Origin of the sequence: Paenibacillus sp. FSL R5-192, from assembly GCF_000517845.1 — a bacterium.
Lineage (GTDB): Bacteria > Bacillota > Bacilli > Paenibacillales > Paenibacillaceae > Paenibacillus > Paenibacillus amylolyticus.
In genome coordinates this window covers 39372-63489 of the sequence record NZ_ASPR01000042.1, presented here as the reverse complement: position 1 = coordinate 63489, position 24118 = coordinate 39372, and the positions used below count along the sequence as shown (strand labels likewise).

Annotated in this window: 24 protein-coding genes; 20 read left to right on the top strand and 4 right to left on the bottom strand. The window is 44.3% G+C overall.

The genetic code is table 11. The features are described 5' to 3' along the window. Positions 1 to 59 precede the first annotated feature (59 nt). The 6 genes from C161_RS20120 to C161_RS20095 all read left to right on the top strand — a co-directional run bounded on the left by C161_RS20120 (position 60) and on the right by C161_RS20095 (position 4385). Positions 60 to 860, top strand: coding sequence for a segregation and condensation protein A (locus tag C161_RS20120; RefSeq protein WP_036672308.1), 801 nt, complete (start codon positions 60 to 62; stop codon positions 858 to 860). Continuing rightward, positions 829 to 1485, top strand: coding sequence for an SMC-Scp complex subunit ScpB (gene scpB / locus C161_RS20115; protein ID WP_036672307.1), 657 nt, complete (start codon positions 829 to 831; stop codon positions 1483 to 1485). The genes C161_RS20120 and scpB overlap by 32 nt, the downstream gene beginning before the upstream one ends. A gap of 187 nt (positions 1486 to 1672) precedes the next feature. Then, positions 1673 to 2404: a DUF2953 domain-containing protein gene (locus C161_RS20110; protein WP_036672305.1), complete on the top strand. Its 732-nt coding sequence runs from the start codon at positions 1673 to 1675 to the stop codon at positions 2402 to 2404. A 147-nt stretch (positions 2405 to 2551) separates the two neighbouring features. Then, on the top strand, positions 2552 to 3034 hold the full coding sequence (gene ytfJ / locus C161_RS20105; RefSeq protein WP_036607830.1) for a GerW family sporulation protein: 483 nt from the start codon (positions 2552 to 2554) through the stop codon (positions 3032 to 3034). A gap of 161 nt (positions 3035 to 3195) precedes the next feature. Continuing rightward, positions 3196 to 3621 (top strand): phage holin family protein, encoded by a 426-nt coding sequence (locus C161_RS20100; protein WP_036607828.1) that lies wholly within the window; start codon positions 3196 to 3198, stop codon positions 3619 to 3621. Beyond that, entirely contained in the window at positions 3618 to 4385 is a 768-nt protein-coding gene (locus C161_RS20095) for a peptidoglycan recognition protein family protein (RefSeq protein ID WP_051449831.1), read from the top strand. The genes C161_RS20100 and C161_RS20095 overlap by 4 nt, the downstream gene beginning before the upstream one ends. A gap of 24 nt (positions 4386 to 4409) precedes the next feature. On the opposite strand, the gene C161_RS20090 is transcribed toward C161_RS20095, so the two are convergent. The 4 genes from C161_RS20090 to C161_RS20075 form a co-directional block, all read right to left on the bottom strand. Continuing rightward, a complete protein-coding gene (locus C161_RS20090; protein WP_036607825.1) occupies positions 4410 to 4598 on the bottom strand; it encodes a hypothetical protein in 189 nt (62 codons plus the stop codon). Between the two features lie 181 nt (positions 4599 to 4779). After that, positions 4780 to 5007 carry a hypothetical protein gene (locus C161_RS20085; RefSeq protein ID WP_036607823.1) on the bottom strand — a complete coding sequence of 76 codons (228 nt, stop codon included), beginning with the start codon at positions 5005 to 5007 and terminating at the stop codon, positions 4780 to 4782. Positions 5008 to 5181: 174 nt separating this feature from the next. After that, positions 5182 to 5451 carry a hypothetical protein gene (locus C161_RS20080; RefSeq protein WP_036607821.1) on the bottom strand — a complete coding sequence of 90 codons (270 nt, stop codon included), beginning with the start codon at positions 5449 to 5451 and terminating at the stop codon, positions 5182 to 5184. Positions 5452 to 5635: 184 nt separating this feature from the next. Next, entirely contained in the window at positions 5636 to 6376 is a 741-nt protein-coding gene (locus tag C161_RS20075) for a GT-D fold domain-containing protein (RefSeq protein ID WP_036672303.1), read from the bottom strand. 190 nt (positions 6377 to 6566) lie between these two features. Between C161_RS20075 and C161_RS20070 the strand changes: the two genes are divergently transcribed. The 14 genes from C161_RS20070 (at position 6567) to C161_RS20005 (ending at position 24112) form a co-directional block, all read left to right on the top strand. Beyond that, positions 6567 to 7226 (top strand): glycosyltransferase family 2 protein, encoded by a 660-nt coding sequence (locus tag C161_RS20070; RefSeq protein ID WP_036607816.1) that lies wholly within the window; start codon positions 6567 to 6569, stop codon positions 7224 to 7226. 37 nt (positions 7227 to 7263) lie between these two features. Continuing rightward, positions 7264 to 8295 carry a glycosyltransferase gene (locus C161_RS20065; RefSeq protein WP_235193869.1) on the top strand — a complete coding sequence of 344 codons (1032 nt, stop codon included), beginning with the start codon at positions 7264 to 7266 and terminating at the stop codon, positions 8293 to 8295. Continuing rightward, a complete protein-coding gene (locus tag C161_RS20060; protein WP_036672299.1) occupies positions 8279 to 8917 on the top strand; it encodes a hypothetical protein in 639 nt (212 codons plus the stop codon). Before C161_RS20065 ends, C161_RS20060 begins: the two co-directional genes overlap by 17 nt. 254 nt (positions 8918 to 9171) lie before the next feature. After that, entirely contained in the window at positions 9172 to 9993 is an 822-nt protein-coding gene (locus C161_RS20055) for a hypothetical protein (protein WP_036672297.1), read from the top strand. Positions 9994 to 10121: 128 nt separating this feature from the next. Then, positions 10122 to 10601: a hypothetical protein gene (locus C161_RS20050; RefSeq protein ID WP_036607808.1), complete on the top strand. Its 480-nt coding sequence runs from the start codon at positions 10122 to 10124 to the stop codon at positions 10599 to 10601. A 20-nt stretch (positions 10602 to 10621) separates the two neighbouring features. Next, positions 10622 to 10954 carry a hypothetical protein gene (locus C161_RS20045; RefSeq protein ID WP_223199730.1) on the top strand — a complete coding sequence of 111 codons (333 nt, stop codon included), beginning with the start codon at positions 10622 to 10624 and terminating at the stop codon, positions 10952 to 10954. Between the two features lie 67 nt (positions 10955 to 11021). Beyond that, the gene (locus tag C161_RS20040) at positions 11022 to 14867 is read left to right on the top strand and encodes a hypothetical protein (protein WP_036672296.1); all 3846 of its coding nucleotides are present in this window, start codon (positions 11022 to 11024) and stop codon (positions 14865 to 14867) included. A gap of 23 nt (positions 14868 to 14890) precedes the next feature. After that, positions 14891 to 15541, top strand: coding sequence for an S-layer homology domain-containing protein (locus C161_RS20035; protein WP_036672295.1), 651 nt, complete (start codon positions 14891 to 14893; stop codon positions 15539 to 15541). 40 nt (positions 15542 to 15581) lie between these two features. After that, positions 15582 to 16994 carry a hypothetical protein gene (locus C161_RS20030; protein ID WP_156946138.1) on the top strand — a complete coding sequence of 471 codons (1413 nt, stop codon included), beginning with the start codon at positions 15582 to 15584 and terminating at the stop codon, positions 16992 to 16994. A gap of 15 nt (positions 16995 to 17009) precedes the next feature. Further along, positions 17010 to 20150 carry a M23 family metallopeptidase gene (locus tag C161_RS20025; RefSeq protein WP_036672294.1) on the top strand — a complete coding sequence of 1047 codons (3141 nt, stop codon included), beginning with the start codon at positions 17010 to 17012 and terminating at the stop codon, positions 20148 to 20150. Next, positions 20150 to 20566, top strand: a complete 417-nt coding sequence (locus C161_RS20020; protein ID WP_036672293.1) for a hypothetical protein — start codon at positions 20150 to 20152, stop codon at positions 20564 to 20566. The genes C161_RS20025 and C161_RS20020 overlap by 1 nt, the downstream gene beginning before the upstream one ends. Positions 20567 to 20584: 18 nt before the next feature. Then, the gene (locus tag C161_RS20015) at positions 20585 to 20995 is read left to right on the top strand and encodes a hypothetical protein (protein ID WP_036672292.1); all 411 of its coding nucleotides are present in this window, start codon (positions 20585 to 20587) and stop codon (positions 20993 to 20995) included. 11 nt (positions 20996 to 21006) lie between these two features. Continuing rightward, positions 21007 to 22962, top strand: coding sequence for a hypothetical protein (locus tag C161_RS20010; protein ID WP_036672291.1), 1956 nt, complete (start codon positions 21007 to 21009; stop codon positions 22960 to 22962). Between the two features lie 13 nt (positions 22963 to 22975). Beyond that, the gene (locus tag C161_RS20005; RefSeq protein ID WP_036607790.1) at positions 22976 to 24112 is read left to right on the top strand and encodes a hypothetical protein; all 1137 of its coding nucleotides are present in this window, start codon (positions 22976 to 22978) and stop codon (positions 24110 to 24112) included. Positions 24113 to 24118: the final 6 nt, after the last annotated feature.

Genomic DNA, 24118 nt, shown 5'->3' with positions numbered 1-24118 from the left:
AAACCGGATTCGGACGGCTTAGCAGGGTTTTGTATTTTTCTGGCGGGAGGATTCGTCTAGTGACGGTAGTTACATACAAACTGGAGACTTTTGAAGGGCCTTTGGATCTGCTGCTTCATCTGATTGATAAGGCTGAAATTCATATCCAGGATATTCCCATCAGCGATATTACCGATCAATACATGGCGTATCTGCATTCGATGCAGGAACTGGAACTGGATATTACGAGTGAATTTCTGGTCATGGCAGCAACATTGCTGTCGATCAAGAGCAAACTTTTATTGCCCAAACCACCGGTCATTGAGGACTTCGAGGATTATGATTATATGGAAGAAGAAGATTATGATCCACGTGCAGAGCTGATTGCGCGTCTGATAGAATATCGCAAGTACAAGGGAATTGCGCGTCATCTTCATGAACGGGAGTGGGAACGCAGTCTTATATTTTCCAAAGAGCCCGAGGATCTGCGCCCCTATATGCCCGTAGAAGCCCAATCGAACCCGGTTGAGGGTTTACACACCTCTGACCTGATTGCAGCATTTCAGAAGGCGCTACGCAAGGCTGAGAAGCGTACAACCGTAACCCGGATCAAACGGGATGAGATTTCGGTTAAGGATCGGATACGGGATGTCATCGGCGCTTTGGAAAGTATGGGGCCGGGTGGCAGACTGTTATTCTCCAAGTTGATGGATGAACATATCTATCGCCATGAGATTGTTGTCACTTTTCTGGCGGTGCTGGAACTGATGAAGATGAAGCAGATTGTCTGTTATCAGGAACGGATGTTTGAGGATATCGTTATGGAGTGGAGAGGGGAAACAAAGAATCATGGATTTTCCGAAATTGAAATCGATTATTGAAGGCCTGCTGTTTTTGTCCGGAGAAGAAGGTCTGAGTATCAAACAAATCGCCGAGATCGTTGACCAGCGAGTGGAGCTTGTAACGGACGCGATTGAGGAGATGATTCATGAATTTTCACAGCAGGGACGAGGTGTACAGATTCTCAAGATCGCTGGTGTAGTTCAGTTGGGCACCTTGCCTGACCACGCTGTATATTTCGAGAAACTGGCATACTCTCCCGCGCGTACGTCCTTATCCCAAGCGGCTCTGGAGACGCTGGCTATTGTAGCGTACCGGCAGCCCATTACACGGGTAGAGATTGAGGAAATCCGCGGTGTAAAATCGGAGCGGGCCATCCATACGCTTGTGAATAAGGATCTGATTATTGAAGTGGGACGAGCCGAGGCGATCGGACGACCAATTCTGTATGGAACGACCAAGTCATTCCTGGATTATTTCGGATTGGCTTCAATTAAAGACCTTCCGGAACCGGGCTTGTTCGAAGATTCGGAAAACCTGGAAGAAGAGACACAACTGTTGTTCAACAAACTGGATTTGCAACAACTGGAACCGGAAAGTGCTGATCCGGCGGATGACCTAAGTCATATCGACAACGAAGACGATAATACGGACTCTTCACTCTAATTAGCAAGCTCATACTAACCGACACCCATCAGTGGAGTCGGTTTTTTTGTGCATTATTTTAGATAAACGATGTGTAAACATTTTCCAAACAAATATGAAATGGGATTTTTAGGTCAGACGTGAATTTTTTCCTATCCAGAGTGCCATACTAGACGAGAAAAGAATTGAGGGCTTGGAGGTAAGGCCTGTGTGGATTTGGCTTGGAGGAATCGGTTTGTTGTTCGCATTGCTGATTGCCGCAGTCCTCATCTCAAATGTTCATGTACATTTTACATTCAGTAAACATAAAAGTGATGATTACGCCAATATTAATGTTCGTCTTCTCTATGGAATTGTGCGGATTAACTATGAGATTCCGAGTATTGTTTTTCGCAATATGAAGGAAGGTTTTCTGGTCAAGACCGAACAATCCATGAATCATTCGAGAGGCGAGGCCCAGGGAAGTGAGCGGGTCAACAAACGCAAAGTCAAGAAGTGGGCTAAAGATGTGAAAATTATGCTTAGGGCAACGGACGCGCTCAAGCTGTGGCTGAAGCAAACACTTACACGCGTACATATGACCCAACTGTCCTGGGCTACCCACATCGGCGTTGGTGATGCAGCATATACAGCGGTGCTGACGGGCTGGGTGTGGAGTATCAAGTCCATTATTATTGGTTTTCTCACCTATCAGATCCGCTTTGATGAAACACCTGTGCTTCAGGTTATGCCGGTATGGTCCGATGAAATGGAATTTAGAACGGAACTTGATTTCAGAGTGAAAATTCGGATTACAGCCGTCCTGATCGCTGGAGTTACACTACTCACCCGTGTGCTTCAAGTCGAAGGCGGATGGCGGATGTGGTTCAAGCTTCTTCAGGAACAGCGCCGCAGGCATAAGGAGAAGCAAAAGAAGAAACTTAGTGGGACAACAGTATAAAAACCCATCATAGTCGGTCTGTTTTTGGGAATGTAAGGTTGGGATTTGGTGAGTGTATTTAAAATGCTTATTACATAAGTCCCTTCAAGTTTGGGGATGATATGGTTAGATCAAACCTAGCTTACATTGAAACTGGAGGGAATTTAAATGTCAGATCATCCAATTCAAGGCTTAATGGAAACCGCAATGGAAAATATCAAGGCCATGGTGGATGTCAATACAATTGTTGGCGATGCAGTCGAAACACCAGATGGTACCGTGATTCTGCCAATCAGTAAGGTGGGATTCGGATTTGCTGCCGGTGGTAGTGATTTTCACGTTAATGGAGAAAGTAGTGGCAAAAGTGGTGCTACGGGTACCTCTGCTGAACATGCGAGTTCAGCTAAAGTAGCTTCTCCATTTGGTGGCGGTAGTGGCGGCGGTGTATCCATACGTCCTATCGCGTTCCTGGTGGTAGGTAAACAGGGGGTACACATTGTACCACTCGATAACTCCACACATCTGTTTGAGAAACTCATTGACTCCACCCCTTATGTTTTGGACCGAATTCAAGGCATGTTCCAACGGAATACAACACCAACGAATACAACAGGTGTACCAGTTACACCAGATCCATCAACGTATAGCTGAATCATTTCGTCATGATCCCTCCCGCATCCAAGCGTGAGGGATTTTTGCTGTTTGTATAGCGAATGGTGAGTGTTTTTTCGGACGTTTCCGTATCGTATGAGACTTATATCTGTGATCCGCCTAACCTAGACATGAAATAGGTTATTGAAGGGGGAACGTTAATGCACAGAGACACCGTTTTTATGGTTTTGTTTGGCTGGCTGCTATCGGCAGTCGTGTATTTAGTAGGAGGAATTGATCACCTGTTTATTGCAGTGACCATCTTTGTGGGGCTGGATTACATCACAGGGGTGCTGTCTGCATGGTATAGGAAGGAGTTATCCAGCAGGGTTGGATGGTGGGGGCTTGCTCGTAAGTCATTGACATTTGTTTTTGTCATTATTGCACATCAACTGGATATGGTTGCAGGCAATTCCAATGATTTTATGCGAGATGCAATGTTAATGTTCATCATTGGTACCGAAGGAATCAGTATTTTGGAGAACATGGGGAAACTGGGCCTGCCTGTACCGAAGTTTATCACTTCAGCACTCTTTAAGCTTCGAGGCAATGAAGATCAAGTTGAAGATAAGGAGAAGATGTCATGATACAGATCACCAAGGATTACATACCTGTTAATAAATACAGTCGGGCCGGACTTAAATTAAAAGCGAAACGTGGAATTGTGATGCATTATACGGCATCTCCCGGAGCGCCCGCGAAGAACATTAGCAAATACTTTGCAAGTTTGGCACAGCAGGATTCCAATAAAGCAGTGAAAGGTCGTTATGCAAGCGCACACTTCTCGGTAGATCGAACTTCGATATATAACAGTCTACCGGATGATGAACTGGCCTACCACTGCGGGAGTGCAACATACACGAAGGAAGCGCTAGCCAAACTTGGGACATATCCGAACAATAGTACAGTGGGCATTGAGATGTGCATTGAAAAGGATGGCAGTATTCATGAAGATACATTTAATAACGTTGTAGACCTCGCGGTATACCTAATCAGGGAACGGGGCTTTCCACCCGTCTTCTTCACACATAAAGAAGTGGTTGGATGGAAGGAATGCCCGCTGCCATGGATTAAACAACCAGGTGAATATGAAAGATTTAAGCAAGCAGTACATATAAAATTAAACCCACTACAAGAAGTAGCAGTCACGGAGGATGATGATATGAATACGGTTCTGGATTATGCACAATGGGCCTGGAATGAACTTGATCAGTACATTGGAGATGCCTACAACGACAAGGTGATTGAAGATTGGGCATGGGTAGAGAAGGTACGCAAGAAGAAGTTAACCTATGGAGAGTTGCTGTTACTGAAGGTTTTAATTGATGAGCGTAGACGTAACAAGTCCTGACCCAAAGTACATCTCAGATAGAGGTTATGCCTGTCTGCTGGTTAACCAGGAGTTAAAGTGTGCCGGATCTTTCAAAAAATAAAAATGTTGTATAATCACGATATGATCAGGATACTCAAGTTCATATTGGGTCTGAATCGAGGATTCATCGACGACTCCAATAACAGCGAGTTGATTTGTTTCGATCACATGTGTTGGTGTGGGTGAGCTCATACAACCATCCTTTCGTTTATTAAGTCAGAGTCAACAGGGGCGATGGAGATGTCCATGGTCCCTAGATGACCTATACGAGGCAGGATGGGGAAGGTTAAACTGATCCGTTTCAAAAAAAGGTTCAAATTCAAAAAAAACCAGAACCCCACGTCGAATGTGATGTGGGGTTCTGGTTATGTAACTACTCTTTTGAGAACGTGTCCAGGGCCTCATCTGTAAGATGGAGTTCTGCGAAAGCCCTGCATATCTTTTGGAAAGATCTAATGGTATTTGTCTCATACAACATCTCAATGGGATCAAAACCTAACATGACAAGCGAATCCACAAGTTCTGTCTGATCTACTTCTGTATGGTGGAGCGCTTCAAGCATGGTTTCAATAACTGCTAAAAATAAAATGGCTTTATTCACTGTCTCGATTGGTGTCCCCTCCTTCGTAATACTACTAGAATAAGCAGAGGAGGACAGAAAATAACGAGAGATTCCAATTTCTCAGTGATGAATCTATTCAATCTAAAAGTGTGGAGAGAATAACTGGTTGTTGTAAATTAAAATCTGATGATAAGCTCTCCTTTGTATGTAAGATTAAGCTTTTTCGTTTACTTCGTGGAGAATGGAATCAATTAATTCATCATCAATCAGAGTGCTAGCTTTTTCGAGTGCCAATAGAATACCTTGCGGTTGTTCAAAAAAGACTGTAGAGAGAATAGGGGCAACTTCATCTAAATTAATCTTCTCAGCTTTGACCATACTGATCAAGGCAACAACGATCTCATGTCCCTCCACGTTACCTTCCATAAATCTTGTTCGTAAATGAGTTGCTACTATTTCGGTCTTTGACTGCGAGTACGCCATTACATTTCCCTCCAACGGTTTGAATATCTTAGCAGAGCTCCTCTTCATGCAAGTTTAAACCAGGTTAGATTAGGAGTTATCTTAACAATAATAAGGCAGATAGTTTAAATTATCAACAGCTACTAAGTCAATAAAATCGGATTTGGAATCACAGTTTTATCCAGCAAAAAAGACCCGGAGAGGGTCATTTTTTGGGTCTGCCTTCCCAATAATCAGGAAATCCGTTGTAATCCCATGCGTTCAGATTTTCGCAGTCGGCTTGAATGGTAACATCTGCTCCGGAACCAAAGTCAACACCTACGGTTTGCAGTTCTTTGGCCTTAATAACCAGTACCTTGCCGGGTGCACCTGCACACACCAAAGCAAGCTTCCACGGTGTCTGTTGGTAGATATGTTCCATTTGTTTGGATGCTGTGCTCACATGAGACCACGAGGGGCAGTCCACCGTTCCCACGATGCTTGTCCACCCGTATCTCCGCTCCAGAACTTCTCGATATTGCTCGGCCTTGGCTCCGCAGATCAGAATAGGCATGGTCTTGAATGTTTCGTAGAATAACTTGAATCGGGCGATGTAATTATTCTCAAAAGCATAGAAGGTCTCTCTGGGCTCAACTTTGTAATATTCAAGGCACATATCGAATAACGGCTTGAAATACCAGTGATCTGTCTGGATCAGATGTCCGACGTAATCCGCTTTTCGCAGGCAGTGTACGATAATTTCTCTCGCACTTGCATTGGGTAAGGTTATCCCGCAATAGGTAGGGTCGTTCAACCAGCCGTAATGAGACTTGATGAAATCCATAGTCAGAACGGTATCGTGGGCCAGAATGGTGTTGGAAGCATCCCCAAATCGAACAGAAGCATGGGCTTCTCCATCAGAGGCCATTTGGAACCAGTTGTGGATTAGTTCTACACTCCCCAGCATGCCTGTCACCTTCTTCCCATGTGTGAATAATGGTTTCTTTGGTATACATATTCATCAACTCCTTCTGTACTAGAATAGGAAAAATGCTTCGTTCTCTCTCTTCTTTTGAGGAATCACTCCTTTTTTGTTCAATGTGCGAAGGTTATTGAGCAACAGTCTAGACTATGTAAAAAGGGAGAGGGGATGGACTGTGAAAAACGTATTTATAGGTAGTCCTGTACGTAATCGGGCTTGGATTATGGAACGGCACTTGCAATCACTTGAGCAACAAGCAGTGCAGAAGCATTATATGTACATCCTGAATGATAGTGAAGATCAGACTGAGCATATCCTTGATTGTCATCAGATTCCTTATCTGACTCATAATCTGGGGAGAACATATGGTCATATACGTGGACAATATTCCTATCACAACCTGGCGTTGTTGAGGAATATGCTTCTAGATGAGTTTCTGAAATCGGACTGTGATTATCTGTTCTCAATTGATACGGATATCATCATTCCTGAGGGTAGCCTACGGCAGTTAATGGATAATGACAAAGATATATGCGCAATGCTTATACGGAATCACCCAAAATTGAAGGCTCATAATGCAATGAGCGGCGGAAAACATATACCTGAATTCAAAGCGGGTTTGTTCCCGGTAGAACTGACAGGTGCCGTATATTTGATTAAGCGTGAAGTGATCGAAGCTGGGGTTCGTTATGGTTCCCATCCAACAGGTGAAGATGCACCATTTTGTGAGCAAGCTAGAAGATTGGGATTTCAATTGTTTGTAGATACTCGGTTGCGTCCCGTTCATGCCTATGCGGAAGGGGTGGAGTTGATTGCTCAATTGGCTGCTTCGTAGAAAACAACGAGAAAATCCGGTTTTTGAAAGTATAGAAATGACCATTGTTTACCCGCCTGCACTTGACTGGAACCTCTTGTTCCAACGTCCGCAGCAATTGATGACCGCCTTCTCTAATATTCCAGGTATACGGGCTATATTTATCAATGAAGAAACGTACAGAAAGCAGACCCGCCCGATTGAAAAGTTAAATGAGAATCTGTTCCTTGTGCAGAAAGGTGTGAACTACGATCACCTGGTGAAAGGAAAGAAGGTACTCTGGTTCTCGAATCCAGGTCAGTACAATTATTCGGATGGACGGAAGTTTGATTTTACCGTATTTGATTACCTGGATAATTCGGCTGATGAGTTTGCTGTGTGGAAATCCTACATCCCGAAATGTTTTGACCGTGCAGATCTTATTGCCACGACTGCCAAGGTGATGTATGAGGCACATAAACATGACGGAAAACCAATCTTTATGTGCCCTAACGGGGCAGATTACCAACATTTTGAGAAAGCGCGGGTTATTCTGCCCAAACCGGCGGACTTCCCCGATGTTCATGATGGGCAAAAGATTGTGGGTTTCCACGGTGCAATGGCATCGTGGGTGGATTATTCGCTGATTACCGCTATTGCAGATAAAGGTTATCATGTTGTTTTGATTGGAAACAATGCCCTCTATCAAAAAAATATTGTGCATCCCAATGTGACTTGTCTTCCGCACAAAGATTATAAGGTGCTTCCCGCCTACATTGCTCAATTCGATGTCTGTATCGTGCCATTCAAGCTGACAGAGATGATCCGTGGCTGCGATCCAATCAAGTATTACGAATATTTGTCAGCGGGCAAACCTGTGTTGACAACGCGTATGGAGGAAATTGTTCATAAGTACAGCGATGTAACTTACTTTATGAATCAGCATAATTGTGGATTGATGTTGGAGAAAGCGATTCGTGAGAATAGTGCTTCCAAAATTGCGGCAAGAGTAAGGGTGGCTAAGTCTAATAGCTGGGATGGCAGGGCAATGGATGCCGTGAAGATGATTAATCAGGTCATAGGAGGTATGAGAAATGAGAAAGATATTTAAACGAATGTTTGGTAGCCAACCGACTACACCGACAATTGAGCTTGAAGAAATAGAGATTGACGCGACGGAGTTCAATGTTACGACATATACCCCAAACACGGATACAACGATTGTATATCTGCCTGCGATCGATTTCCATAGTGAACGATTCGGGCGTCGACCACAACGGCTGTTAAAAGCACTCGCGGAAGTAGGCTACAATGTAATATATATCAACTCCAGTGATGAGTTCTATCAGGTTGATGCCTTGGAGTATCCATATCCGGAGATTCCAAACTTTGTTGTAGCCCGTGTGGGCCAGAATGTCCGTACGCTGTTTCAGGGTGATCGCGTGATCTACTGGGTGAACGATAGCCGGCTGGCAAGTTCTGTCGAGACAGCATATCCTGATCTAGTCGTATTTGATTCGTTGACTGATCCGGATCAGTACGAGAAGCACAAACACAAGATGGAAGCTGTTGCTGACGTTGTCTTCATTACACCCGAGAGAATCTATGAGCATGGCAAATATTGCTCGCATGTTCATCTGGTTACTGCCGATGAATTTGAGATCAAGGAACGTGCAGAACAGGTAGCGCAAATTATAGATGCTTTGCCAAACAGAATGGCCCCTCTAATGTAGGGGTCTTTTCTTTGATCGTATATAGGCCTTTCCTTTTGCAAAGATGACGGGGCTAATCGTGCTTCAATATATTTCGTTTACATTATCGTTAGGGATTGAAGATAGCGTTCTACACTATAAAAAGCAGAGACGGCAAACAGCCAGACGGGTTAAACGAAATGGATCTCCCGATCATTAAGTCATTTAACCTGATCCCGGCTTAAGCAAGTCTCCGTAGCTAAAAATACATACTATCCTAAGGAGTGGACTGTTCAATGGCTAAAAAAATGATTATCAAAGGTGTAGGTACGTTTATGGCTAAACGCCTTCCAAAAGATCCGATGGGCGAAATTGAGGTAGTTACCCTGGGTACCCTGCAAGATCTGAAAATTGACCTTAACGTGGAGCTTGAGGATATCTTTGGTGGTGACGGTCTGTTCGCCATTGATGTACTGGTGAAGTCCAAATCGATTGAAGTGTCGGCAACAGACGCCAAATTCGATCTGGATGCAATCCAGCTGATGATGGGTTCAACGGTACAAGAGCAAGTGAAGTCTTATGTATGGGTGCTGAATGAGCAGTCTACAGTGGCTGCAGGCGTTTCCAATTCTGGATTTGCGGAAGCCAAACCGAAGCATGCGAGTGATATCTATGGAAGTAACGGTGACATTACGGTTCGTCTCAAAGATTCCAACACGTTGCTGAAACAACTCACTACTAAAGGAACAGCCGTGGAACCCAATGCGTTCTTCTACGACGAAGCGAACGGTGTAGTCATCCTGAATGCGTTCCATATCGGTAAAGAGATTGTGTTGAACTACAAGCGAGATCAAATTGTAGACATGGTTGATCTGTTGGTTGACGAAGTACCATTCCCGATCTCTGTCATTCATCACGGGACGTTCCAGCAAAAAGATGGTTCGTATGCAGGGGTTGAAACCGAGTTGTACATGTGCCGTGCAAAAGGAACATTCAGCATCAATGCCCAGCGCGCTGCCGCTTCTGCATCTGCAATCTCTTTGCAGATTCTTGACCCTGAACGTGCTGATGGAAAAATCGGCAGTATCAAACGCTTCAGCGCACCAAGCAAGATCTAATATCTAAATAAGGTTGATTGCTCCTGGCAAGGTATCAAACGGCATCTGTGTCCTCCCCTTCACAGAGCCTTGCCTTGCCAGGTTTTTTATTATATGGGGGAGAATGTCCTGGGGAGGTCTTTAAATTCATGGAAACAGAACAAGAAAAATCCGAGCGTGAGCTTGCGGAAAAGCTGAATGAGGAAGCGGCGAAACGAATCAAAGATGATCCGGAAAACAAACGGGTGACTCCGGAGGAAGTGGAAGCTGCTGAGCGTGCATTCTTTGAAGATGATGAGATTATTACGCTGCGGGATCGACGGAAATATCGTATTCCGCCATGTAACCTGAAGGATGCCCGCCGTCTGATGAAGTTGCTGAAAACGGTGAATATCGATGCCATTATTCTTAACTTCATTCCGACTGAGAATGATGAACTGGATGAAAAGCGGCAGCAGGATTTATTTGATGTATTGGCAATGGCATTCAAAAACTATCCACATATCGTGACCAAAGATGAGCATGGTGAGTATATCATCAATCGAGAATATCTGGATGAGTACCTTGATCTGAACACAGCTCGCAAAGTCATTGATATGCTTATTGGACTCAATGGTTTAAAAAAGTAGAACGCACCGAGGGGGAGTCTTTGGAGGGAACCGAAATCCGTGATACGGAAACACAGGAACCCGTTCACTGGGGAGAAATCTTCTTCACCCTCCATAAACACTGTGGGCTGAACAAGTGGGAGATTTGGGAGTACACACTCCCTCAGGTTGCGGAGCTGTGCAAGTCAGCCGAGAAATATATTCAATTTGAGGTTGAGCTTATGACAGCACCTCTTCGCATGTTCGGTGGCGGTGGGGGCGAGGAAGTTGAAGAAGATGGGACCGTCAGACGTAAAAGAACCTTCAATGACGAGGACTACACGGAGATATCAGAAGATGATATCGGTATGCTTGCACAAGCGCTCGGAGGATAAGAGAGAGACATCCCGTTTTGCCTAAATGAAGGTAGAACGGGATTTATGCATAAAGGCGGTGATTCTTATGACTGAAACAGAAGGACAAGGAGATAAACACTCCTTAACACAAGAAATATTAACGAATATGGATCAATTAACTGGACAAAATACAGCGCTGAAAGGAAGCTATCTTTCAGGTGTTAATACATTGGTTAGACGTGTAGAGACAGTCAGAAGTGATATGCAATCGCAAATGATTGAAACACTGACTGCCGATTTGGAGCACTTTTATCGTGGAGCGTTCAGTGAAATGAAGGATGTGTCTGCAGCTGGCTCACAGGGGTTGTTAGACTCCGTGATGAATACGATGAAATATATTTCAGCAGGTGAAGCCAAGGGGTATTCATCAACATTACTCAAGAAATCCCTGGACTCGTCGCAACAGATGGATCAACAGATGGGCCGGGCCGACCAGAATTTCGAACTTAGATCTTCCGGGACAACAAATGATAGTGGGCAATATACACAAACCGGAACGGTCAAAAATCTGCAACGAATTGCACTGCAACATGGTATGGATCAGGAAGATGTAGGTCTTGCCTATCGTATTGGTTCTCGTAATTATGATCATGCATCTGAAGCTGTCACGTTTGCTGAAGAAGTAGCCAAACTGCATTCCGTGGGCAATATGGATGTAGAACAGACGGCAACAGGTCTGGAAGCTGTTACTTCGGCATGGGGAAGCAGTGGCTTTGATCTGTCCCAAGTCACAGACATGATGATCAGAGCTTCAACACTGTTGGATGTTGGCATTCATGACTTGATGGATATGATGCGTCAGACCCTTCCCATGGCCGGTAACCCTGATGGAACGTTTGCACAAGAGGATGCATTAGCCAACTGGATCAGCAAGGCTGGATTGTTGGTTCAGTCCAAAGGAGATTATCCTCAGCAGGGCTTTGCATCGAATCGAGTTAGATTCGATCTTCTTGCTGAACAATTGAAGGCTACGGATGCAAACACGTCGATTCATCAGCGCACCGGAAGTAGAGACAACCTTCAATTCCGACAACGAGAGATCGAGATCGCATTTCAGATTGCAACACATGAGGCGATGCAAGGGTTGAAAGAGGAATTTACCGAGCTGGGCGATTATCTGATCGCAGTCATGCGGTTAATTGGAGATCGTACGGATGGCATTGTTGATCATATGGAACTGCTTAACAGAATTATGGATGAAGTCGGAGTTCAGGTTGCGTGGGATAAGTTCGGTGAAGTGATGAATGAAGGTAATCAGAAACGATATGGTGCTACGAATGCAGATCCAGGGAAAGTTGGAAATACGGGGAGCGATTTTCCCGAGCGACTACAAGTCACGGATGTGCAACGTGCTGGTGTAGCGCAGGAAATGGGCAGACAGCAGAGTCGTCTACAGACTCTGGATCATCGCAGAACAGAAATTCAAAGTAGGGTCACCTCCAAGCAAGATGATGTACTTCAGGCTCGGACTAACCGAGATCATCAACATAAAATGTACAATCAGGCTATACAAGATGGGGATACAGTGGCTTCTTCCATTCATGCAGAAAAACGTGACGAAGCTGAGAAGCGAGTCAAAACGTATAGCCGAGAACTTCTTCTGTTGCGAGAAGAAATGCATTCACTCGATATTCAGATCGCAAAGACGAAGCGAAGTCTTGAGTTTCTAGGCCGAGAACTGGATGACACGAGTAGAGCAATGATGCAACTTGAACACCAAGCTAGAGTTTTGATGATGGCGATGGATGACATGGATCTGGATGCAGTTGAACTACGCAACAAATTGTACTTCCTTAATGCTGAATTTACATACGGTTCAACCGATGTTCAGCGCTACGAATCCGAGATTCAGAAGCTGCGTAAGCAGTCAACGCTATTGAATGATGTTCTCTCCAAACTGAGAACCGAAGTCAACGAGTTAAATGCTTCATTTAGACAGGGCATGATCGATGCTACAGCATACATATCCAAACTGAAGGAACTTGAACAAGTTCAACTCGCGAGCATGATGAGTGGTCCAGGAGGATTACTGGTTGTTCCAGGTGCAGGCAGCGGTGGATCCCCTGTGAAGGATGACAAGGAAGATTCCTCAAACAAACCTTTTTTAGAGAGACATCAAGAACTCATCAATGACGCAATTAAGGATATGGCTTCATCAAAGATTGAGGAAGTTATGGATTTTGGTTCAGACAAGAAGAAGAAGGACAAGCCCAAGCGGCGAGGGATTAAACAGAGATTCGAAGATATGAAAGAAGTCGGTAGTAAAAAAGCATTTTTTAACGGTCATGCACCTATTCGTGACAAGGATGGGAAAGTACTTAGAGGTCCAGATAAACCTGATGGAACCCCTGGAGATATCCTTACCCAACGTGATATTACAAGCGAGCGTAAGAAAAAAGGAGACATTCCAGGGAAATTAGCAAAGCTCGGCAAGTTCGGTAAGTCTATACTGAAACCCCTAAAAGCCGTTCCTTATCTTGGGGCTGCCATGACTGCTGTGGATGTAGTGTCCGGTCTTGTTGATCCGCTGAGTAATATGGGTAAGTCAGAAGCGGAGAAGCAAAGTATTCGTGCAACAAATAAAGAGGAACTGGCCAAGGATTTTAAAGATATGGAGCAGTCTTCAGTTGTAGGTAAAGTGTGGAAAGGCCTTAACCTTGGAATGGATGCAGTTGTTAAGGGAGGAATCAGCAGCCTATTTGGTAACAATGCAACGAATAACAAGTTCGGGGACTACTGGAAGGGATTTAAGGCGGTATGGAGCGAAGACGGCGGAGATGCAGTTGAGAAGAAACTGGGCAAGGAATACAACTATAAGCAGGAGAAAAAAGAAGCCCAGATTCAAATGGATAAAGAGTCTGGAAAACCGCCTGGGGACAACAAACAACAACAACCGCAGATACAATACATTCAACCTCAAATGCAGTATATTCCTGCTGCGGGTGGAATAGGAACTATTGCTAACGGTTATAGGCCACAGCCGCAAAGCAATGGTATTGATGAAATGATCGCCAAGATTAATCGGCAGCTTAACAAATCGACAAGTGATAACGAAACCAATTACCAAGTCACTCGATCCCGTCTGTTGATTAGTGGTGTTCGCGAAGATTCTGGTCAGATGCGCGCGCTAATGGAGAAATATTTGCAAGAGAATATCAAGTTCTTCGATAAGGCCATTGCAAGTTTACAGAAGACGTACGACAAGATGGCTGAAGGTAAGGATAAAGATGAACTGGGCCTGGAGATCAATGAGAAGAAACAGCAGAAGGCACAATCAGAGCTTGAACTGAATGGTGTCAAAAACAGCCAGATTGATGAGCTTAGACGCAAGATGAATGATCAGTTTGAGTTGACGCAGTTGGATTATGATAAACGAATGTATGATCTTCTTACGGCTAATGGGGGGAAGGAAGATGCACCAGAATTAATTGCATTGAACAAATCCCGTGCATCTGAAATGAACTCACAAATAAGTTCGATCAAGCAAGATTGGAAGAATCTGCTGAATAGTGGTTTGTTTAAACCAGGATCAAATGAATATATGGAGATTTTTAAACAAATCCAGGCATTGGGTGTAGAACAGTCCAAAAATTTGTATGAAATTAGCAAAAAAATGGATAAACCGATATCTTCTTTCAACATTCCAGCAGGTCTTAAGGTCATGGATTACTTTGACTACATGACGACGAACAATACACATAAAAGTGTGATGGTTGGCTCGGGGGATGTTACGGTTCATGTGAACATCGATAATATGACAGGCAGCACAAAAGATGTGGAGAGACTTACATCTACGTTGGACAAGACACTACGGCAGAACAGTCCTGGTATTGCAAACCGAATGGCCAGCAATGTTGGTGCGGGAATGGGAAGTAATCATATCCCCAGATAAAATAGGTAAGGAGGGCATCTGATATGACGCAGCAAGACCCGTTTGGCTTAGTTAATGACCGGTATAAAAGAAAGCTGTATATAGATACAGGCATGAAGTTTGAGCCAGTGAACGGAAGAATTATTGATCCGTACTCTTCACCATCGCCCAATCCGCAAGTGAGGGAAATTAAAATGATTAATGCTCCCTCGCATTTTCATCAGATGGGCGTGTCTTCATACAAGGCCATCATTAACATCTTGTTTAAAGATAAACAATCCTATCACGACTACGTCATGTACGTAGGCTGGACACACAAATTTTATGATGAGAAGGGCAATATTTATGTTGGTGTTGTAGAGTCCATCAAAGTTGACCCTATTTTCTACCATCAGGATACGATGGATAAAGATCAAAAGGGGTACAAGGTCGAATTGACCATGACCCTGATCAAAAAAGATGGTTATGACCGTAAGAGTGCAATACAGTTTCAGGATTTACAGACGACAGAAGGAAAGGACCACTGGGCAAGAGATTCCATTGAACGCTTGGCTGATTTGGGGCTGACGGTTGTAACACAATTGGATGGCACCCCAATTCTATATTTCAGACCGGAAAACTTTATAACCAGAGCAGAGTTTGTTACTTTCCTGATGCGAACCAAGCGTCTGCTGGAACGAACAATTCGAGAGTAGGGTGACCTACTCTCTTTTCTGTCTATTCTAAAGATAGGAGGTGTTTATCATACGAAAATGGGTTGATGTAAACGAAGGGGACTGGTTCTATAACGATGTCATGGAAGCCACGAATATGGTTTTGGAAGATGGTGAAGTCTTTGTGGCCGGGATTAACTACAACAAGTTTGAGGAAGGCAAGCCTTTTGTATATGAAGAAATCAAAGGGAAAGCGGGGCAAACCTCATTTAGTCTGCCTGTGCTGATTAAACCAACAGATGACAATCCACTGTATGTGTTTATTGATGGTGTTCAAACAATCTACCAAACGGCTGAAACCAATAGTAAGGGATTAACCGATGTGGAGTTGTATACCGGTGTAAAAGCAGGACAGGTGGTGTCTTTCTGTAGTTACGGTGAACCGTTACTGGACAGTGATTGGAAAAGGCCACCCGTGTCCTGGACTGGAGATTTGCCCAGAGCTGTACTTAGTGCAGCGACGACCTACTTCTACGATCCATTCAGTCGTAATCATCAGGAATATTTGTATGCAGCAGGCCAACCGCTTCGCAGACTCAGTATTCCTTCCGAGGTATGGGCAGACACCATGGGAGATGCAGAGGCGGTAACCAAAATTGCAACAAAGGCTATTGGTTACCGAACGGATGTATATTGTGTCAGCCCAGGGGGCTCGGTGTTTCTTCCTTTTAATCTGAACGGTGTCACCTGCAAGTTCAATTATTGGACGAAGAATAACAAATTCAAGAGTGAAGATATCAAAGCGACAACCCTCAAACCAGCATACAACAATTGTTTCTTTCCTAATGCCATTATACAGCGGGGAGAAGCCTTTCATCTGATTAATAAGTTACGCAAGGTGTTCTATGCCAGATTTACGGACATGGAAGCACCAACGACGGAGATTAATCAGCCTATTACGGCATTTCAAGGTCAACGGGTTTTTAGACTTAACGGCAATTATCCAGCAGGTAAAAAGAAACTTAAAGTTACAGTGAAATTTAAAGACGAAAAAAAAGATAAAGACCAAGAAACACCGGCTTATTCGGAAATTGACAACCACACGGTTGTATTTAATCAACCTTTTTCAGAAGGCGACGAAGTGACATTCTATTATCTCAAAGATGTGAGCGAAAGGTTCGCAGATGTCGGCAAAGCTTCAGCCATTTATTATCAAACCAAAGGTGAGCGGGTAGAACAGTCCAAGGATGCTTTCTGGAAAATAGCCGTCTCGGAAATGGAAGACGAAACATTTGCGAACAATGATCCACTAATTAATGGCATTCCTATCAAGAAAAAGATGGATGGTGCAGCAGTAGTCACGGATATGGGGAGACCTGTAAATGGCACAGACGAGGAAGAGATATGGTTCCTTGGCAATTCCGCTATGACACGGGCTGAAGCTGCTGCTTTCCTGGACCGATTCATGAAATGGACCATCGAGCGATTCAAGTAAGGGGGAGATTACAATATGATTCCAATTTCGGATGAGGTTATGAATGTGCTATCCCAACGTCTGAAGCTGGGGGAAGGAGCGCTTCCCAATATCCGGGTCGAAGTAGATCGGCTGGCATTTATCCCGGGACGGACAGAAGAGTTCAGGCATATCGTAACCGAGCAGGTACCCATCATCAGTACAGAATCCGTTTGGGTGGATGAGTCGAGTAATGGTATATATAACGGTTCGACTCAAGCGAATGCTCAGGAGATTTTTTTTCCGGTTAAGGGTAAAACATTTTTCACGATTAAAGTTACAGATAATTTTGGTGCTCCTCGTGATAAAGGTACAAGAATTCATAAAGGTATTGATTTGTATGATGATATTGGAACGCCGATTTTGGCTGCATGGGCTGGAAAAGTAGTCCGAACATCCTTGAATAAAACAGAAGGTGCCGGTAATGCCGTAAATATAAGACATGATAATGGTGTTATCACCAAATATTTCCATCTGAAAGAAATTCTCTGTTCGGTGGATGATGAGGTAGCTCAAGGGGCTGTCATTGGAACGCTAGGCAATACGGGTGGCGTATATACTGGTGGTCATAAGGTGTCCGCGGCTGAACGTGCGGCAGGCAAGGGAAGACATCTACATTTTGAAATTTGGGAAGGGGTCAATCCAACAACGAGAACTGGAGAAGGTGGTAAGGCAGTTAATCCTGAATTGTATTTCAAGGGACAGCGCAAGTTGCACGGAAATGCGAAAACAACATTTACTGATATAAAGCCGGTTCAGGTCGAAGGATATCCTGGAGAGATCAAACTGAATGAGAAGTTCGACAAGCGAAACTGGCATGAGAAAAACGTTTATACAATCGGATTGAAATTTTTGGATTATGCCAAGATTGAATCGGGCTGGACTATGTTTGATTCAGGAGGCAAGTTGCTATACACCTTTGAAGGCAAAGCTGCCGTAGCTGAATTTGAGATTAACGTTACGAAACTGAGTATGCCTACGCAAGGGCTGCTTAGTATTGGAATGGGGACTAATTTTAGTGAAGTGGAAGGGGATTCTTTCGCTGTGGTGATTGATGATAAAACGTATGCCTTTGTCAATAAGTTTAACGGGGCATATGATCTGACCAAACTCACGGAATTGAATAATATTGTGATCCCTGCAAAAGCCAAGAGTATCAAGATTAAGGTGACCTATGGGGGCAAACAAAACCCCACTGTCCCAACCGGGTCTGTTCCTGCTTCGAGTAAGAAGTATAAAAAATTCGCCATTGATTATATTCGCATACAAGAGTTGTTACCTGCTCCGTTGAAGAATCAAAAGAGTGAAGAAGGGCTCGATCCGTCTAAAGGATATTATCAAACGAACAGCTACGGAGATTTTATCAATAATAGAAGAACAGAGACGGATGTTATTCAGGTCGGGTCTTTTGTCTATATGGACACGCAGGTTCTTCCCAATATCATTAGTGCCGAAATCGATGATCAGTTTGATTCTGAAGCCAGGGAAGCACGGCTGACCATCTCCAATCCGAGAGGATTCTTCTCCCCGGATTATAATCCTGCTCATTTTCCTGAGCTTGGGGGTGTGCCGTCTCCATGGTCTTATTTCGCAAACGGATTCCATATCGGGGTGCTGAGTGAAAATACACCGATACGCATATATATGGGATATGGTCAGCACATGATGCGGGTATTTACGGGACTGATTGACAAGGTGGACATCAATGGTGAAGGCTCCACGCTGGAGATTACGGCCCGAGATATGTACAAGCGCATTATCGAGAAAGTCATTTCCGAGAAAAAAGCCTATCCAGAGGTAGAAGAGATTGACAATGTGCCAGATCCGGTGCCGCCTGCAGCAGTTGGCACGGACCGGACATCATCCATTATTCAGGCTGCCCAGGCCCAAGCTGCGGCGTATGGTGTACCTGATCATAAGTTTTTGCTTGCAATATGCAGGCACGAGACTGTTTTGGGAACACAAGGGAAGGGCACAGAAGAAAATAAAAGCTTTATTCTTGGATATGGCTGTCCTAGTAAAAGTGCTTGCAATCCCCTTTACAAGGGAATTCAGGAGCAAATGAAGCGCGGAGCAGAACGGATGTCCAAGGCGCTGGCTTCCAGAGGGAAAAAAGTGAGTTCCAAGGCGGATGTACTTTATTTCCATAATGGTGGAGACATCGCTCCCATGACTTGGAGTCAGGATCGGGAGAATTGGGTGGACAAGGTATGGACCTATTATCAGGAGATGCTTGCAGACCCTGCAAGCTGGACCATTACAGCAACCTCCACTCCCGCAGTTACACCAACACCAGCTCAGCCTGTGGAGCTTGAAAAGCCGGCCTGGGTCAAATCTACGGTAGTACTAGATCTCGTTAAACATGCAGGTATGGTGGGTTGGCGGGCTACCAGTGAGGATCGCTCTTATCCTGACTACGTGATTGACGAGACATATCTGATTGAGGTAAATCAGAAGACGGGTAGGGTCATTGTCCCCGTACCGGGTCAAGAAGGTGAGTTTGAAGTCAAGGATGCAAGTACAGTGCTGACACCGAATGGATGGCTTAATCCATTTATTGAGGAGTATGGCAGGACGTTTGAGCAATGGTCTGCCAAAGTTACGGAAGCTGTTCAGGAGGTGATCTCGGAGATTCCGTATCGAAGCTACTGTGACCGTTATGGTACGTACCGACTGGAGCGCTTGAATTATGACAAACCGGTCGTGGCAGAGTTTTCCGAGAATGACAATCTGATCTCCATAACCAAATCTACAGACTGGTCCAGAGGAAGAAGTCACATCGTAGTTATCGACTCGAATGATAGTCAGAGCAGTTTCGTAGACAAGGAGATTTTACTCGAACTCAAAGGAGAAATCCGAACCATGGTGCTGGCCGTTCCTTGGGCGAAGACGGTTGAAGCCAAGAGACAGGTGGCAGAACGAGCTTTTTTTGATATGAAACGGATGTGCCGTACGCTACAGGTGTCCATTCCTGCGAATCCTGCGCTTGATCTGCTCGACAACGTTATTGTGACGGATAAAACGACCACCACACGAGCTGTATATACGATTAAAAGTATTAAAACCAGTTATTCGGTTGACCGTGGCATGTTACAGGTCATTGATATGATGTGGGCAAGAAAGGGAGTGATGGTGTAATGGCCGGCATTGTGAATGAAAATATTGTATTTCCCGTGCTGGATCTAATCCACCGGGAGCTTCGCAAATATAGCAGTATCTCCAATTCGAATGTTTCTCCCCTTGAAGGTGAACCTTCCGTTACATTATATCGGGAGCACATACAGGACCCGGACAGGGTGACTGGAGCAGACCTCTTGTATGAATCGGCATGGAAGGTTTCGATCTGGATGAAGTTTGGCTCAGAGGATGAGGAAGACTTTCCTTCCGGAGTGGGCTATTCCCACCCGGATTATGATTATTACAAGTATTTCAGGTTAACGCAGGTGACGGCCCGTACATATGATCCGAGTGGAGAGTCCATGTTCACTTACAATATTGGTCTAAATTATGATGACGAAGGACGCTTAACTGGAACGAGCGTAAGTCGTATATAACATGTAGGAGGTGGTTCCATGGCATTTAATGTATCTTACATCGCGGGTGGCGTCATCGACAAAGTGCGCGAGCTGCCGTACCCACACTTCAGTAAAAAGACGATCCCGTTCATTCGGGGACAGATGTTGGACATTCCGGCGGCCAAGACCACCAAGTCTGATACGTTCACCTTGGCGTATGACACAGAGTTTCTGAGCATTGCATTTGCTGCGAGCCACTACTGTGTCGGCGATTACTGGGAGCTGATGATCGGGACTGAAAAGGTGTGCCGCACCATTTATGCGAAGGAACTTCCCGAGTCGGTTTCTATGGGTAACAGTTTCGGAATTGTCTACCCGATTCCGGCGGGAACGACCATCACGTTTGACTTTTTTAACGCGGTGGCTGAAGCCAAGTCGGTCTGGTACAACATCAAATTTTTGAGATAAGGAGGGTGACGATGGCACTGCAAAAACCGCAGACGAACTTTGCCGCTTATATTGACGGAGAGTCGGAAGCACAAAAACTAATTAACACGCTGGCCGATGAAATCGTAGGTGCTGATATTCCCAAAGTAGAGGGCGGGTTTGACGCCAATCGCTGGGAGAAAGTCTACGAATCTAGCGGAGCTGAGTGGGTGACCTACAGTAAAAGTTATCACAATGGAATTGTTGGCATGTACACCCATTCGGATGGAAATCAGTATGAAGTATACAAAATTCCGGATTGGACGGAAGCCAAAAGTTACACAGGAGACTCTGCTCTAGATGCGGATGGATGTTTATGGGAAGTAAGGCAAACCTATTTTGACGAAGCAGTGGAAGGCATGACTCAACCAGGCACAGCAAACATCGGAAAAACTTACGGCAATTATAAGACAGGACGTAAAATTCAGGTTTTACAATTTAATTACCAAGACACTCAGACAAATGAAACAAAATATGTTGATGTTCCTGGCTGCTTGGTAACCGTTGTTTTAGATAATTCAGTTCCAGACGGGTACAGAGCGTATCTGGTGCGTCAGGTAATTGGAAAACTCGATGGAACAACAAAGCCATCAAAAGAGTGGAACCAGTTTGAGATTGTTACAGAAATGCCAACTGATTGGGCATACGCAATCAAGCTTGCACCGAAAGGAAAGTTTCAATACAACTTTTCAAGACCAGATAATTATTATGACAGGAGTCCGTATTGGGCGTGGGGAGCAATTGTTGATAGTTTTTATGAACCTGTAAAGCAACTTTACAAATTTGATGAACTATTCTATACAGCTGATATACTGAACAATGTAACTGCTCAGACCGTAGTGAAAGCAACTCCTACAGTTCCCACAGGGATTCAGGTTCGAGATTATTATGTCATGTTTGAGCAGCCACCCAATGACTGGAATTACATTAACATCTACTATGGAGAAGGTTTCGAGGGGAAAGTTGCTCAAGGAAGCCAGAGCGAAACGTATGATGGGATCTGTGATCCTGCAACCATAACGATTGGGAAAGCACCTACAGTCATTGACCAATTGAAGGCACATTATATGTATTTAACATGGAATGATTCATCAGCCATTAAACCTTTCATCCCACCATCCACGAAGTGGAAGCTGGATTATGACGGCAAGACAGAGATCGTAAGCCCGGCAGCTCGATTTTTCCACGGACGACATTCTACCACGTCATGGTTGCCTAACAAAAAACGCAGACCGGATTACCTGGTAGCTTACACTTTATCGGTAAACAATGATCGAGTAGTTCTTGTTCTGGAAGGTGACCCTTCACCGAATATTCATAGCTATTACCGCAGTTTTGGATACATAGGCAAGATCGTTCCGTTCAATGATTACGACCATGGAGGAAACTTTGGTGTCACCGTTGGCATGGGTGATCTGCGAACAGATATGACAGGTTATACGAAAAATGATATTCTCACGGATCTTAATCCGGATATCTATGCCAAATACGGTGAGTACACTTCAAATGGTATGGACTCCATGTCCATGTTGAAGACACGCAGTAATGTCTTGTTCCAGCGGTATTACCCGGCATTTATTTCGCATCTTCCGAACTATCCTTCTGTGGGTAAACTTCCTCCAGGCCTTTCTAAATTGATTGTAGATACGGATGGGTTCCAGAAATCCCTCTGGACAGGAAAGTATCATGCAAGTCCAATCTACCTCGTGCATCAGGCAGAAGGATATCGGGGTTATATGGACGGTGTAGTTGCAATATACGACCATAATTTGGTCAATCGCGATGAATTAATCGTAGACACAGAAATTTTGAAAGATCCTTCCAAACCTGCGTTGGGTACGTGGACAGAGGTTTACAAGTTTTTCAGTATCAAGAGTCCGTTGAATCTATTCAAGCATTCCCCATCACCAGATGTAATTACGATTGCATTTTTGAAAGAGATAAAATAAGGAGGATTACATAATGGCAAATTTTAAATATGTAGAAACAATCACCACTTCACAGGACGTGTTGACAAAACTGAAAGAGGAAGTTACAGGGTTTAAGAGTTTCCCCTTTGAATCCACTGCAGGTGAGTCTCAGGAACAAAATCTGTGGGAAGTATTTTACGAAGAAAAGGACAGTAGTGACCGTATTCAGGAACTTATTCTTCGCGGGATCATGACCATTGGAACACAAGCAACACCGATTACTAAACATTTCTATGTAAGTTTCATTAATCATGCTTTGGTACCACGCGTCGTTGCACCAGTTCCAGCCTATGAGGAGCATAGTACGTTGACTGTTCAGCTGCTTGAAGGATTGGAAGGCAGCGAACCAACTACACTACCAGTTACCACTCGCCCTACATTCAAGCTAACAGGACATCCGGTACTCTACCAATGGGCACTGGAAAACTATACACCAACGGATCGGAATAAAGAAAAACCTGTATACATGTATGTAAATGTCATGAACAATCGTTTGGCGATGGTTCTCGTTGCGGACCCAGCAGTAAACTTCCTTGATTACAAAAAATCCTTCCTGTATGCAGGTGCATTGAAACCGTTCAAATACAACCTGAATGACGTAGACGGAAATGTAATGCTGACAGCTGGAGCAGTAATCGAAGAACCAGATATCTCTCAGATTGCAACAACAGGAACGTATTACTACGGTCAATATACTTCTGCAGGTAACAACACACTTCAGATGTTGAAAACCAAATCAGGTATTGAATTCCAGCAGCACTATCCTTCCTTTATTACTCAAGCTCCACCGAAGGGGAAAGCTTATCAAGATCCGGAATTGGGGGATACGGGGTTGGAACTGGAGCCTCAAGGCTTCCAGGCGTCCAAATGGACATCCAAATATCACTTGTCTCCGATCTACGTGGTTCACCCTTACGAGGGCTACCGCGGTCAATTCGACAACTGCATCGCGGTTACGAAGCATAATATCCTTCACCTGGATGAGTTAATTATTGATGTGGAAGGCAAGTCTTGGGACCAAGAAGTGTATCGTTACTTCGATACCGATACAGCGCAGAATTTCATGAATCTGTCTGCCAACCAACGTATGGGTGTGGCTATTCTGAAGGAAGTCCGTTATACGGCGTAAGTTAAA